This is a genomic window from Streptomyces sp. SudanB52_2052, from assembly GCF_964272415.1.
Lineage (GTDB): Bacteria > Actinomycetota > Actinomycetes > Streptomycetales > Streptomycetaceae > Streptomyces > Streptomyces olindensis.
Genome location: NZ_OZ186796.1, coordinates 7,256,261 through 7,268,077, shown reverse-complemented (window position 1 = coordinate 7,268,077; position 11,817 = coordinate 7,256,261). Strand labels below are relative to the sequence as shown.

Annotated in this window: 13 protein-coding genes; 6 read left to right on the top strand and 7 right to left on the bottom strand. The window is 72.8% G+C overall.

Features of this window, described 5'->3' with window-relative positions; translation table 11 throughout:
* Nucleotides 1-159: 159 nt before the first annotated feature.
* Entirely contained in the window at nucleotides 160-762 is a 603-nt protein-coding gene (locus tag ACSUPV_RS32580) for a hypothetical protein (RefSeq protein WP_031114526.1), read from the top strand.
* A gap of 75 nt (nucleotides 763-837) precedes the next feature.
* Nucleotides 838-1,554: a 3-keto-5-aminohexanoate cleavage protein gene (locus ACSUPV_RS32575; protein WP_436949073.1), complete on the top strand. Its 717-nt coding sequence runs from the start codon at nucleotides 838-840 to the stop codon at nucleotides 1,552-1,554.
* 302 nt (nucleotides 1,555-1,856) lie between these two features.
* On the opposite strand, the gene soxR is transcribed toward ACSUPV_RS32575, so the two are convergent.
* Nucleotides 1,857-2,339: a redox-sensitive transcriptional activator SoxR gene (gene soxR / locus ACSUPV_RS32570; protein WP_031116513.1), complete on the bottom strand. Its 483-nt coding sequence runs from the start codon at nucleotides 2,337-2,339 to the stop codon at nucleotides 1,857-1,859.
* A gap of 98 nt (nucleotides 2,340-2,437) precedes the next feature.
* Between soxR and ACSUPV_RS32565 the strand changes: the two genes are divergently transcribed.
* Nucleotides 2,438-2,899, top strand: coding sequence for a MaoC family dehydratase (locus tag ACSUPV_RS32565; RefSeq protein WP_031116514.1), 462 nt, complete (start codon nucleotides 2,438-2,440; stop codon nucleotides 2,897-2,899).
* Here the strand turns inward: ACSUPV_RS32565 and ACSUPV_RS32560 are convergent.
* From ACSUPV_RS32560 to ACSUPV_RS32550, 3 genes are all read right to left on the bottom strand, one after another.
* Nucleotides 2,890-3,546: a TetR family transcriptional regulator gene (locus ACSUPV_RS32560; protein WP_436949072.1), complete on the bottom strand. Its 657-nt coding sequence runs from the start codon at nucleotides 3,544-3,546 to the stop codon at nucleotides 2,890-2,892. The two genes, ACSUPV_RS32565 and ACSUPV_RS32560, sit on opposite strands and share 10 nt — an antisense overlap.
* Nucleotides 3,547-3,628: 82 nt before the next feature.
* Entirely contained in the window at nucleotides 3,629-3,880 is a 252-nt protein-coding gene (locus ACSUPV_RS32555) for a YiaA/YiaB family inner membrane protein (protein WP_031116516.1), read from the bottom strand.
* Nucleotides 3,881-3,970: 90 nt separating this feature from the next.
* Nucleotides 3,971-5,122: an acyl-CoA dehydrogenase family protein gene (locus ACSUPV_RS32550; RefSeq protein ID WP_037770243.1), complete on the bottom strand. Its 1,152-nt coding sequence runs from the start codon at nucleotides 5,120-5,122 to the stop codon at nucleotides 3,971-3,973.
* Nucleotides 5,123-5,208: 86 nt separating this feature from the next.
* Here ACSUPV_RS32550 and ACSUPV_RS32545 point away from each other — a divergent pair, with 86 nt between their 5' ends.
* The 3 genes from ACSUPV_RS32545 (at nucleotide 5,209) to ACSUPV_RS32535 (ending at nucleotide 7,659) form a co-directional block, all read left to right on the top strand.
* Complete coding sequence (locus ACSUPV_RS32545; protein ID WP_359785861.1) at nucleotides 5,209-5,859, top strand: TetR/AcrR family transcriptional regulator; 651 nt, start codon at nucleotides 5,209-5,211, stop codon at nucleotides 5,857-5,859.
* A gap of 56 nt (nucleotides 5,860-5,915) precedes the next feature.
* Nucleotides 5,916-6,629: an ArsR/SmtB family transcription factor gene (locus ACSUPV_RS32540; RefSeq protein ID WP_436949071.1), complete on the top strand. Its 714-nt coding sequence runs from the start codon at nucleotides 5,916-5,918 to the stop codon at nucleotides 6,627-6,629.
* A gap of 67 nt (nucleotides 6,630-6,696) precedes the next feature.
* Entirely contained in the window at nucleotides 6,697-7,659 is a 963-nt protein-coding gene (locus tag ACSUPV_RS32535) for a DMT family transporter (protein ID WP_037770222.1), read from the top strand.
* A gap of 7 nt (nucleotides 7,660-7,666) precedes the next feature.
* On the opposite strand, the gene ACSUPV_RS32530 is transcribed toward ACSUPV_RS32535, so the two are convergent.
* From ACSUPV_RS32530 to ACSUPV_RS32520, 3 genes are all read right to left on the bottom strand, one after another.
* Nucleotides 7,667-9,034, bottom strand: a complete 1,368-nt coding sequence (locus ACSUPV_RS32530) for an MFS transporter (protein ID WP_037770219.1) — start codon at nucleotides 9,032-9,034, stop codon at nucleotides 7,667-7,669.
* A gap of 195 nt (nucleotides 9,035-9,229) precedes the next feature.
* Nucleotides 9,230-10,312 carry a Zn-dependent alcohol dehydrogenase gene (locus tag ACSUPV_RS32525; RefSeq protein ID WP_436949070.1) on the bottom strand — a complete coding sequence of 361 codons (1,083 nt, stop codon included), beginning with the start codon at nucleotides 10,310-10,312 and terminating at the stop codon, nucleotides 9,230-9,232.
* Nucleotides 10,313-10,332: 20 nt separating this feature from the next.
* Nucleotides 10,333-11,721 (bottom strand): aldehyde dehydrogenase family protein, encoded by a 1,389-nt coding sequence (locus ACSUPV_RS32520; protein WP_436949069.1) that lies wholly within the window; start codon nucleotides 11,719-11,721, stop codon nucleotides 10,333-10,335.
* Between the last annotated feature and the right edge of the window lie 96 nt (nucleotides 11,722-11,817).

Sequence of the window (11,817 nt, the reverse complement as noted above, 5' to 3'; positions counted from 1 at the left end):
CCACGGCAGTCGACTGGCGAGCCTCTTCGGACCGCTTATGGAGGCCATTTGAAATCGGATGGAGCCGATTCGCTTGTCGATACGTCTATTCGGCGACGTCCGTACGACGACGCCGAAGTGACCGGATTACAGGTGCAGGTGTGACGGAGGTGCAGGACGATGGCCGGTTTCCGGAGTCTGGCGAGACAGGTCCGCGATCCGCGGTGCGATCTGGCCTTGCGGCGTTATTCGCTGCGCAAGTGCCTTGAGAGGTTCGCCCCTTACGGACACAGGGCGACCTGGGACCATTTGTGCTCCCGGGCAGGGTTCGGTCCCGAGGACCGGTCCCCCGATCCAGCGCGGCTCGTGGCCGCACTGGACGAACTGGAGGAGGCGCGGGCGGTCTGGCTGGCCTACGAGGTCGAGTTCGCCGAGCGCCGCAAGAAGGAGAAGCACGACGGACTGCGCAGGCCGGGCAGTGTGGACGACTGGCACCGGCTGACCTGGGGCGGTTTCGGCGTGGCGTGGTGCGACGATCCGGCGGTCCATCCCCGTGAACCGCTGGCCGAGGTGCTGCGCCGGCTGATCGCCGCGCTGGAGCGCGAGCCGGGCTCGACGTGCCCGGTGTGCGGCGGGGAGCAACTCGCCTGGAAGTACGGTCTGGACCACGAGCCCTCGGCGGGTCCGGTCTGCACGGACTGCGGGATCCTGGTGCCGCGGCCCGTGCTCACGCCCGAAGCCCTGGCGGACGCCAGGAGGGCGAGGTTGTTGGTGTCGGCTTGACGGATGCGGGTGCGCGGGGGGTGCGCCGGGGATGCCGCACCCCCACTGTCGGTGCCGGCTGGCACCATCGTCGACATGGTGCAGGTGTGTCTGAACGGTCCGCGGACCGCCGCCGACGGTACGGCGGTGCCGCTGACGCCCGAGTCGATGGCCGACTCCGCGGCGGCTGCCGTCGCGGCCGGGGCCACGGACGTCCATGTCCATCCCAAGACGCCCTGCGGGCGGGACACGCTGTCGCCGAGGGTGCTCGCGGAGACCCTGGCGGCGATACGGGCGCGCGTGTCGGTGCCGGTGGGTGTGACGACGGGGGCGTGGGCCGAGCCGGACCCCGCCGCCCGGCTCGACCGGATCCGGAGCTGGACCGTCCTGCCCGACCACGCCTCGGTCAACTGGCATGAGCCGGGGGCGGAACAGGTGGCCGCCGAGCTGCTCGGTCTCGGAGTGGGTGTGGAGGCCGGCATCTGGTCCGGGACGGACGCGGCGGAGCGCTTCGCGGTGTCGCCGCTCGGGCCGAAGGTCCTGCGGGTGCTGGCGGAGGTGACGGACCCGGACCCTTCGAGCGCGGCGGGCTCCGCGCGGGCACTGCTGTCCGACCTGGGCGCGGCCCACGGGCGTCCCGTGCTGCTGCACGGGGAGGACGGGGGTGCGTGGCCGGTGCTGCGGCTTGCGGGTCGGTTGGCGTTGGCGACGCGCATGGGGCTGGAGGATGTGCTGGTCCTGCCCGATGGGCGGCCGGCTGGGTCCAACGCGGAGTTGGTGACGGCGGGGTTGGCCGAGTACGGGAGTCGTTAGGCGCTCGGCGTTGACGCTGGGGCCGGGTGGGTCCGCAGCCCGGCGGAACGGGGTGCCTCCCCCAAGCTCTCGGCTTCGCTCGAGCAGGGGGACCCCCACCGCCCACCCGTGCCGCCCCAGCGGCACGATTGCCCGCAGCTCAGCCAGAGCGGGCCCGCACCCGCCGGACGACGCAAGGGGCCGTGTCGGGGGGTGTCCGCCCGCAGCGGTTGGCGCGTCAACGGACAGCGAGTCGGTACGCGACCCCATCGCGCCGTTCCGAGGACGGACACCCGGCGCGGCCCCGACCCACCACCTGGCGCCTAGGCGCTACGCGCACCCCCACCACCGTCGCGTTCCACCATCAGACGCGACCCAGCCCGGCGTTCGCCGAAGACGTCCCCCGGGTTGGACAGCACGCACGTGTCGAGGGACAGGCAGCCGCACCCGATGCAGTCGGTGAGGTGGTCGCGGAGGCGGTTCAGTTGCTTGATGCGTTCCTCCAGCTCCGAGCGCCAGACCTCCGACAGATGCGCCCAGTCCTCCTTGGTCGGCGTCCGCTCCTCCGGCAGCTCCGCCAGCGCCTCGCGGATCGTCGCCAGCGGGATGCCGACCCGCTGCGCGGCCCTGATGAACGCGACCCGGCGCAGCGTGTCCCGGGAGTAGCGCCGCTGATTGCCCGCCGTCCTGCGACTGCTGATCAGGCCCTTGGACTCGTAGAAGTGCAAGGCGGACACCGCCGCCCCACTGCGCGCCGACAGCTGCCCGACCGTGAGCTCGTGGATCTTCTCTGGAATCTGAGGCACCCCTCGAACCCTACCCAGTCCGTTGACACAACCCCCGGCGGCCGACCATGCTAAGCAGTCGCTTAGATAAGCTCCCCCGTACGAGAGGCCTGGACGACATGGCAGAGCCGAGGATCTTCACGTCCGTCGACGACCTGAGGGCGGCGATCGGCGAGCAGTTGGGACACACCGACTGGCTCGAGATCGACCAGAAGCGGATCGACCTCTTCGCGGAAGCCACCGGCGACCACCAGTGGATCCACGTCGACCCGGAGAAGGCCGCCGCGGGTCCCTTCGGCACCACCATCGCGCACGGCTATCTGACCCTGTCCCTGCTCCCCCTCTTCGGCCCGCAGCTGATCTCCGTCGAGGGCGTGAAGATGGGCGTCAACTACGGGACGAACAAGGTGCGTTTCCCCGCCCCCGTCCCCGTCGGCTCCCGCCTGCGCGCCACCGCGACGATCACCGGCGTCGACGACGTGCCGGGCGGCGCCCAGGTCACCGTCGCCTTCACCGTGGAGCGCGAGGGCGGCGAGAAGCCCGTCTGCGTCGCCGAGTCCGTCTCGCGCTACTACTTCTGAGTCGCGCCGTCCGAGACCCCCGCCCCCACGGCCCCCACCATCCGCAGCACGAGGTCGGCGTACAGCTCGCCGACCTCCTCCGGCGTGCGCGGCCCGTCCAGGCTGAACCACCGCGCGACGTCGATGCACAGCGACAGCACCGCCAGCGTCGTCCCGTGCACGTCGATGACCTGGAACTCGCCCGACCGCGCGCCCTCCTCGATGACCCCGCGCACCTCCGCGTCGACCTGGCGGCGCAGCGCGAGGATCTCGGCGCGGGCGTCGGGCCCGAGCGAGTCGAGTTCGTACTGCACGACCCGCGCGATGGTCCGCCCGCCCGCGTGCCAGCGCACGAAGGAGCTCACCGCGTCGGCGAGCCGCTCGGTGGCGCTGCCCTCGCGGCGGGACGCCGTCCGCAGGATCTCCAGGGCCTTCTCGTGCCCGATCCTGCTGATGCGGTGCAGCAGTTCTTCCTTGGTCTTGTAGTGGATGTAGAGCGCGGCGGGGCTCATCCCGGCGCGGCCCGCGATGTCACGGGTCGTCGTCGCGTGGTAGCCGCGCTCGGCGAAGGCCTCCACCGCGGCGATCAGCAGCCGTCGCGCCGCGTCGGGCGTGACCTCGCCCCACGCCTGCGCCTCGCCGCCGGCCGTCTCCTCCGCCGTACTCATCACTCGCCCCTCTCCACTGACAGGGACACCACCATACCGCCGAAGGTGAGCGAGCGCTTAGTGTGGGCGCCCGGCCTGCCCCTCAGTGCTTCTCGAAGGGGGTGTACGGGGACGTCGACGCCGTCCCCTCCTGCCGGTCCCGGATCACCTTGGCCAGCGTGAAGGAGGAGGTGACCAGGTACAGCACGGCGATGGCGAGGAAGCCCCGCACCCAGGCGTCGGCGCTCAGCTGGTAGATGCCGATCGCGGTGGCCGCCATGGCGACGGCGAAGGAGGCGACGGCCTGGCCGTAGAAGGCGGCCGTGTTCTGCGGCTTGCCCGGTGTGTCACTCATGGGGCCAGCTTCGGCGAACGTGGACCGTGCCACATCCGCTCGGGTACTCAGATTCCGCAGCAGGTTCCCGGCAGGTCCCCGACCGCTTCCTCAGAACGCCGAAACCCCGGTCAGCGCCCGCCCGATGACGAGCTTCTGGATCTGGCTCGTGCCCTCGTAGAGGGTCATCACGCGGGCGTCCCGCAGCAGCTTGCCCGCCGGGTACTCGTCGATGTAGCCGTATCCGCCGAAGACCTGCAGCGCGTTGTTCGCGGCGCGGACGGCCGCCTCCGAGGCGAACAGCTTGGCCTTCGACGACTCGACGGCGAACGGCCGCCCCCGGTCGATCAGGTCGGCGACCCGCCAGGTCAGCAGCCGGGCGGCGTCGACGTCCACGGCGATGTCGCTGATCAGCTCCTGGACCAGCTGGTGGTGGGCGATGGTCCTGCCGAACTGCTCGCGCTCGCCGGCGTGGCGCACGGCCGCGTCCAGAGCCGCCTGGGCTATGCCGACGCACCCGGCCGCGACGGACATCCGCCCCTTGGCGAGGGCGGACATCGCGACGGAGAAGCCCTTGCCCTCCTCCCCCAGCATCGCGGAGGCCGGCACGCGCACGCCCTCCAGGACGAGTTCCGCGGTGGCCTGGCCGCGCAGCCCGAGCTTGCCGTGGATCGTGCGGCGGGTCAGGCCGGGCGTGTCGGTGGGGACGAGGAACGCGGAGACGCCCTTGTGGCCGGGGGCGTCCGTGGAGCGGGCGAAGAGCAGGACGACGTCGGCCCAGGTGCCGTTGGTGATGAACATCTTGGTGCCGTCGATGACGTAGTCGTCGCCGTCCCGCACCGCCCGCGTCGTGAGGTTGCCCGCGTCCGAGCCGGTGCCCGGCTCGGTCAGCCCGAAGCAGCCGACCGACGCGCCGGAGGTCAGCCCCGGGAGCCAGCGCCGCTTCTGCTCCTCGCTCCCCCAGGCGGCGACGGTCTTGGCGACGAGCCCGAGGGAGACGGAGACGATGCCGCGCACGGACGAGTCGCCCCGGCCGAGTTCCTCCGTGACCAGGCAGTACGCGAGGTGGTCGCCGCCGGAGCCGCCGTACTCCTCGTCGATCGTCAGGCCGAGGAAGCCGACCTCGCCGAGTTTCCCGACGATCGCGCGGTCGACCTCCTCGGCGCGGTCCCAGGCGACGACGTTCGGGGTGATCTCCCGCTCCACGAAGTCCCGCGCGAGCCGCCTGACCGCGCTCTGCTCCTCGCTGAGCTCCAGGTTCACCACGAGTCACCCCATCCGGACGCCGTACCACACATGAAAGCCGCGCCTTTAAATTAGCACTGCTAGTTTACAGCCGCAGCCCTACTATGTGCGCCATGGCCCGACCGCGCAAGCCCTTGCTCAGCACCGACCGGATCGTCGAGACGGCCCGCGCGCTCGTGGACGCGGAGGGCCTCGCGGCCGTCTCCACGCGCCGGCTCGCCGCTGAACTGGGCGTCAGCGGGCCCTCGCTCTACAACCACTTCCGCACCAAGGACGAGATCCTGGAGGCGGTCGCCGACTCGGTGAGCGGCCAGGTGGACCTGTCGATGTTCCAGGACGGCCGGGACTGGCGGACCGCGCTGCACGACTGGGCCGTCTCCTACCGGGCCGCGCTGCGCGACCACCCGAACATCGTCCCGGTGCTGGCCCGCGGCCCCGGCCGCCGCCCGGCCGGACTGCGCCTCGCGGACGCCGTCTACGGCGCGATGGTCGCCGCGGGCTGGCCGCCCGCGCACGCCACGTCGATCGGCGCGCTGATGCGCTACTTCGTCATGGGCTCCGCCCTCGGCTCCTTCGCCGGGGGCTTCGTGGACGACGCGAGCGCCTACGATCCCGCCGACTACCCCCACCTCCAGCAGGCGCACCTGCTCGCCGAGCAGCAGGAGAAGATCGACGAGCGGGCCTTCGAGACCGGGCTGACGGCCCTGCTGGACGGGTTGGCGCGGCAGTACGAGCAGGTGCGGCGGCCGGTCTAGGAACACCGCGGGACACTTCGGCGGCGGCCGAAGGATCCGTGCCCCATGCTGGGGGCATGACGACGAGGGACCCGCAGGCCACGGCACTGGCGCGGCTCGCTGGGCTGATCGCAGACGAGACGCGGGCCATGTGCCTGCTCGCGCTGCTCGACGGACGGGCCTGGACGGCCGGCGAGCTGGCGCGGCACGCGGGTGTCGCCGCCTCGACGCTGAGCGAGCACCTGGGCCAGCTCGTGGCGGGCGGGCTGCTCGCCGAGGAGCGGCAGGGCCGGCACCGGTACGTCCGGCTGGCCGACGCCCGGGTCGCGCAGCTGGTGGAGGACCTGGCCGCGCAGGTCGGGCCGGCGGACAGGGCCGTACGGCCCCGGAGCCTGCGGGAGTCGAGCGCCGGCTCGGCGATGGCCCGGGGCCGCACCTGCTACGACCACCTCGCCGGGCGGCTCGGCATCACGGTCACGGACGCGCTGACGGCGCGCGGGCTGCTGGAGCAGGAGACCGGGTTCGCGCTCACCGACGCGGGGCTGGCCTGGTTCGAGGCGGCCGGCATCGGCCTCGAACGGCGGGGCCGGCGTCCCCTGGCCCGGGCGTGCCTGGACTGGACCGAGCGCCGCCCTCATCTCGCGGGTGTCGCGGGCGCGGCCCTGTGCCGGCACGCCCTGGACGCGGGGTGGTGCGTGCGCATCGGCTCCGAGCGGGCGGTGAAGGTGACGGCGACCGGCGAACGCGCCCTCTTCGACCTGCTGGGCGTCGACGCCGCCGCACTGCGCTAGGAGGTGTCCGGCGCCCCGTCCGAAAACCGCGAGCTCACGACCCTGTCACCCCCCTGACCTCAGGAGCATGATGAACGACTCCCCGCCCGCGCCCACCCGTCGAGCCGAGTGGGGGGCCGCCGCCGCGGCCACGGTCACCGTGGTGCTGTGGGCGTCCGCCTTCGTCTCGATCCGCAGTGCGGGCGAAGCGTACTCGCCGGGTGCGCTGGCGCTCGGGCGGCTGCTCGCGGGTGCGCTGACGCTGGGCGTGATCTGCCTGCTGCGGCGGTCGGCGTGGCCGCCGCGCTCGGCCTGGCGCGGGATCGCGATATCCGGGCTGCTGTGGTTCGGCTTCTACATGGTCGCCCTGAACTGGGGCGAGCAGCAGGTCGACGCCGGTACGGCCGCCCTGGTCGTGAACATCGGGCCGATCCTGATCGCGCTGCTGGGGGCCCGGCTGCTCGGCGACCCGATGCCGCCGCGGCTGCTGGCGGGGATGGCGGTGTCGTTCGCCGGCGCGGTGACCGTGGGTCTGTCGATGTCGGGTGAGGGCGGTTCCTCGGTGCTCGGAGTGGTGCTGTGCCTGCTGGCGGCGGTCGCGTACGCCGGTGGTGTGGTGGCGCAGAAGCCCGCCCTGGGCTCGGCGAGTCCGTTGCAGGTGACGACGTTCGGCTGCCTGGTCGGCGCGGTGGTGTGTCTGCCGTTCGCGGGGCAGCTCGTGCGGGAGGCCGCCGCGGCGCCGGCGTCCGCGACGCTGAACATGGTGTACCTGGGCGTCTTCCCGACGGCCCTCGCCTTCACGACGTGGGCGTACGCGCTGTCCCGGACGACGGCGAGCCGGATGGGCGCGACGACGTACGCGGCGCCGGCGCTGGTCGTCCTGATGTCCTGGCTGTTCCTCGGCGAGGTGCCGGGCCTGCTCACGCTGGTCGGCGGTGTGCTGTGCCTGGCGGGTGTGGCGGTGTCCCGGTCGCGGTCGGCCGCGCGGGCCGGGGCTCCGGGAGCGGTTCCGGAGCCCCGGCCCGAGCGGGCGCCGGGCTCAGCTCGTTGATCCGGGCTCAGCTCGCTGACTCGGCCTCCGCCTTGGCCTCGGGCGCGGCCTCCGGCTCCGCCGCCCGCGCCCGGTCCGCGAGCACCTTGATGGACACCAGCGCGATCACCGAGAGCGCGATGATGTAGCCGGACACGGCCATCGAGGTGCCGGTCGCCTCCAGCAGCAGCACCATCACGAAGGGGGCGAGCCCGCCGCCCGCGACGGCGGCGATCTGGTAGCCGAGGGAGGCACCGGTGTAGCGCATCTCGGGTGTGAACAACTCGGCGAACAGCGCGGCCTGGGGGCCGTACATGATGCTCAGGAAGCAGCTGGCGACGAACGTGCCGACCGCGAGCCACAGCAGCGAGCCGGTGTCGATCAGCAGGAAGAGCGGTACGGCCCACAGGGCGATGCCGACCGCGCCCAGGGCGTAGATCCGGATGCGGCCGACGCGGTCGGAGAGCGCGGCGGCGGCCGGGATCAGCACGAGCTGGGTCAGGCTGACGCAGAGCGAGACCATCAGGACCGGGCCCTTCTTCATGTCCAGCTCGCGGGTCGTGTAGTCGAGGACGCCCGTGATGAGGATGTAGAAGGTCGCGGTGTTCACGGCGAAGGAGCCGCCGGCCAGGAGCACCGTGCCGAGGTGGCCGCGCAGGATGGTGCGCAGCGGGGAGCTCTGCTCGGACTTCTCCTTCTCGGCGAGCGCGCGTTCGGCCTCGCGGAACGCCGGGGTCTCCTCGACGCGGGTGTGGATGTACCAGGCGAGGCCGAGCACCAGCAGGCCGACCACGAACGGCACGCGCCAGCCCCAGGCGGCGAACGCCGAGTCGGTGGTGAGGGCGCCGGCCAGCAGGAAGACGGTGTTGGCGGTGACCACGCCGATGGGGACGCCGAGCTGGACGACGCTGCCGTAGACGCCGCGCTTGCCCTCCGGGGCGTACTCGGTGGCGAGGAGCATCGCGCCGCCCCACTGGGCGCCGACGGCGACGCCCTGCGCGACCCGGAGCAGGACGAGCAGGATCGGGGCGGCGACGCCGATGGTCTCGTAGGTGGGGAGCAGGCCGATGCCGGTGGTGGCCACGCCCATCAGGGTGAGGGCGAGGACCAGCATCGGCTTGCGGCCGCGCTTGTCGCCGAGGTGGCCGGCGACGATGCCGCCGAGGGGGCGGGCGAGGAAGCCGACGGCGAAGGTGGCGAACGAGGCGAGGACACCCGCGGTCGGGCTGCCGGCGGGGAAGTAGAGGTCGCCGAGGACGAGGGCGGCGGCGATGCCGAAGACGAAGTAGTCGTACCACTCGACGGCCGAGGCGAGCGCCGCCGCGGTGGCCACTCGGCGGCGGTTGCCCACGGCGGGCGGGGTGGGGGCGGGCTGAGCGGATGGTGCCGTGTCCATGCGGTGCACGCTCCGGTGGGTGCGGGGACGGAACGGGGGGTGGCTCGGGTCCCGGGAACGTACTGACCGGACGGTATGCCCGTCAACAGGTCGTGCACCAGGAGTTTTTACTTGTACCTGGCATTCGGTGAGCGGACGGACATGCCTGCGGCCCCAGTCTCGGGGGGAGAGAGACCGGGGTGCGGGCGGAGGCGGCTAGAAGACGACCAGGGCGCGGCCGCCCTTGCCCGCCAGCATGTTCTCGAAGGCCGCCGGGATGCCGTCCAGGGAGATGCGTTCCGTCACCAGGGCGGCGAGGTCGAGGCGGCCCGCCCGGACGTGTCCGGCCAGGACCGGGAGGTCCCGGGCTGGGTCGGAGTTGCCGTAGACGCAGCCGGTCAGGGTGCGGCCCCAGTGGAAGATCTCCAGGGCGTTGAAAGTGACCTGCTGGTCCTTGCCGCCGATGCCGACGACCGTGGTACGGCCGCCGCGCCGGGTGGAGTCCCAGGCCGTGCGGATCGTGACGGCGCGACCGGCGCACTCGACGGCGACGTCGACGCCCTGCCTGCCGGTGAGGCCGCGGATCTCGCGGGCGGTGGTGTCGGAGGCGACGAGGTAGTCGGTGGCGCCGGCCGTGCGGGCCAGTTCCTCCTTGGCCGGGGAGACGTCCACCGCGATGATCTTCGAGGCGCCCGCGATCCGGGCGGCCTGGAGGGCGGCGAGGCCCACTCCCCCGACGCCGAAGACGGCGACCGTCTCGCCCTGCCGGACGCGGGCGGAGTGGTGGACGGCCCCGTAGCCGGTGAGGACGGCGCAGCCGAGGAGGGCCGCGTCGGTGAGCGGGACGCCGTCCGGTGCGGGCAGCACGCAGGAGGCGGAGACGACCGTCTCCTCGGCGAACGCGGCGACGTTCAGGCCGGGGTGGAGGTCGGTGCCCTCGGCGGTGCGGGCGTAGACGTCGGCGGCGCCGCTCAGGGCGTCGGCGCACAGCCAGACCTCGCCGAGCGAGCAGGCGTGGCAGGCGCCGCAGGACGGGGCCCAGTTGAGGACGACCCCGTCGCCGGGTGCGACGTGGGTGACGCCCTCCCCGACGGCGACGATCGTGCCGGCGCCCTCGTGGCCGAGGACGGCGGGGACGGGCACGCGCATGGTGCCGTTGGACAGGGACAGGTCCGAGTGGCAGACCCCGGCGGCGGCGAGCCGGACGCGGACCTGGCCGGGTCCGGGGTCGGGCAGGTCGATGCCGGTGATCTCCAGCGGGGAGCCCACGGCGGGCAGGACGGCGGCGCGGACAGCCATGACGGAAGGGACTCCCCTGACTAGAACTGGAGGGACTTGGTCTGGAGGTACTCGGCCAGGCCGTGCACGCCGAGTTCGCGGCCCACACCGGACTGCTTGTAGCCGCCGAAGGGGGCGAGCGGGTTGAAGCGGCCGCCGTTGATGTCGACCTGGCCGGTGTCCATGCGGCGCGCGAAGGCCACCGCCTCGGTCTCGTCCCCGGCCCAGACGGCACCGGCCAGGCCGTAGACCGTGCCGTTGGCGATCCGCAGGGCGTCCTCCTCGTCCTCGTACTTCAGGATCGAAAGGACGGGGCCGAAGATCTCCTCCTGCGCGATGGTCATGTCCTCGGTGACGTCGGCGAAGACGGTCGGGCTGACGAAGAAGCCCGTCTCGCGCGGGGCCTCGGGGCCGCCGGCGACCAGGCGGGCGCCCTCGGCGACGCCCTTCTCGATGTAGCCGCGCACCCGGTCCCGCTGCTTGGCGTTGACGACCGGGCCGATGCGGTCGCCGTACTTGGCGGCGGCCGTCGCGGCGAGTTCCACCGCCTCGTCGTACCGGTCGCGGTGGACGAGCATCCGGGTCCAGGCGCTGCACGTCTGCCCGGAGTTGGACATGACGTTGGCGACGCCGACGTTGACGGCCTTGGCGAGGTCGGCGGTCGGGAGGATGACGTTGGCGGACTTGCCGCCGAGTTCGAGGGCGACCTTCTTGATCTGCCCGGCGGCGATCGCGGCGATCCGGCGGCCGACGGCGGTGGAGCCGGTGAAGGAGACCAGGTCGACGCCGGGGTGCTCGGCGAGGGCCTGGCCGGCGACCGGGCCGAGGCCGGTGACGAGGTTGAAGACGCCCGCCGGGACCCCGGCCTCGTGCACGGCCTCGGCGAAGAGCCGGGCCACCAGCGGGGTGTCCTCGGCGGGCTTCACCACGATCGTGCAGCCGGCCGCGAGGGCCGGGGCGACCTTGGCGACGATCTGGTGCAGGGGGTAGTTCCAGGGCGTGATCGCGGCGACGACACCGATCGGCTCGTGGTGGACCACCGAGTTGCCGGTCTTCTCCTCGAAGGAGTACGTGGCCGCCAGCTCGGCGTAGGAGCCCGCGACCGCGATCGGCACGGCGGCGTGGACGGCCTGCGAGAACTTCAGCGGCGAGCCGAGTTCGGCCGTGACGGTCTCGGCGATCTCGTCCGCGCGGGCCACGAGCCCGTCCCGCAGGGCGGCCAGGCGGGCCGCGCGCTCGGCGGGCGGGGTCGCGGCCCAGCCGGGCAGGGCGTCACGGGCGGCCCGTACGGCGGCGTCGACGTCCTCGGCGGTGCCCGCCGGGACCGCGCCGATGACCTGCTCGTCGACCGGGTTCACGACCTCGATCACGTCCTGGCCGGCGGCGGGGCGCCAGGCGCCCCCGATGTACATGCCGTCGTATGCCTTCATCGCGCTTCCTCCAGGGCGGGGCGTCGTCGTCCGGCACATAAACTAGCGACGATAGTTTTCTCACGCCAGACGTCCCGGGTCGGGATCATCACAGCA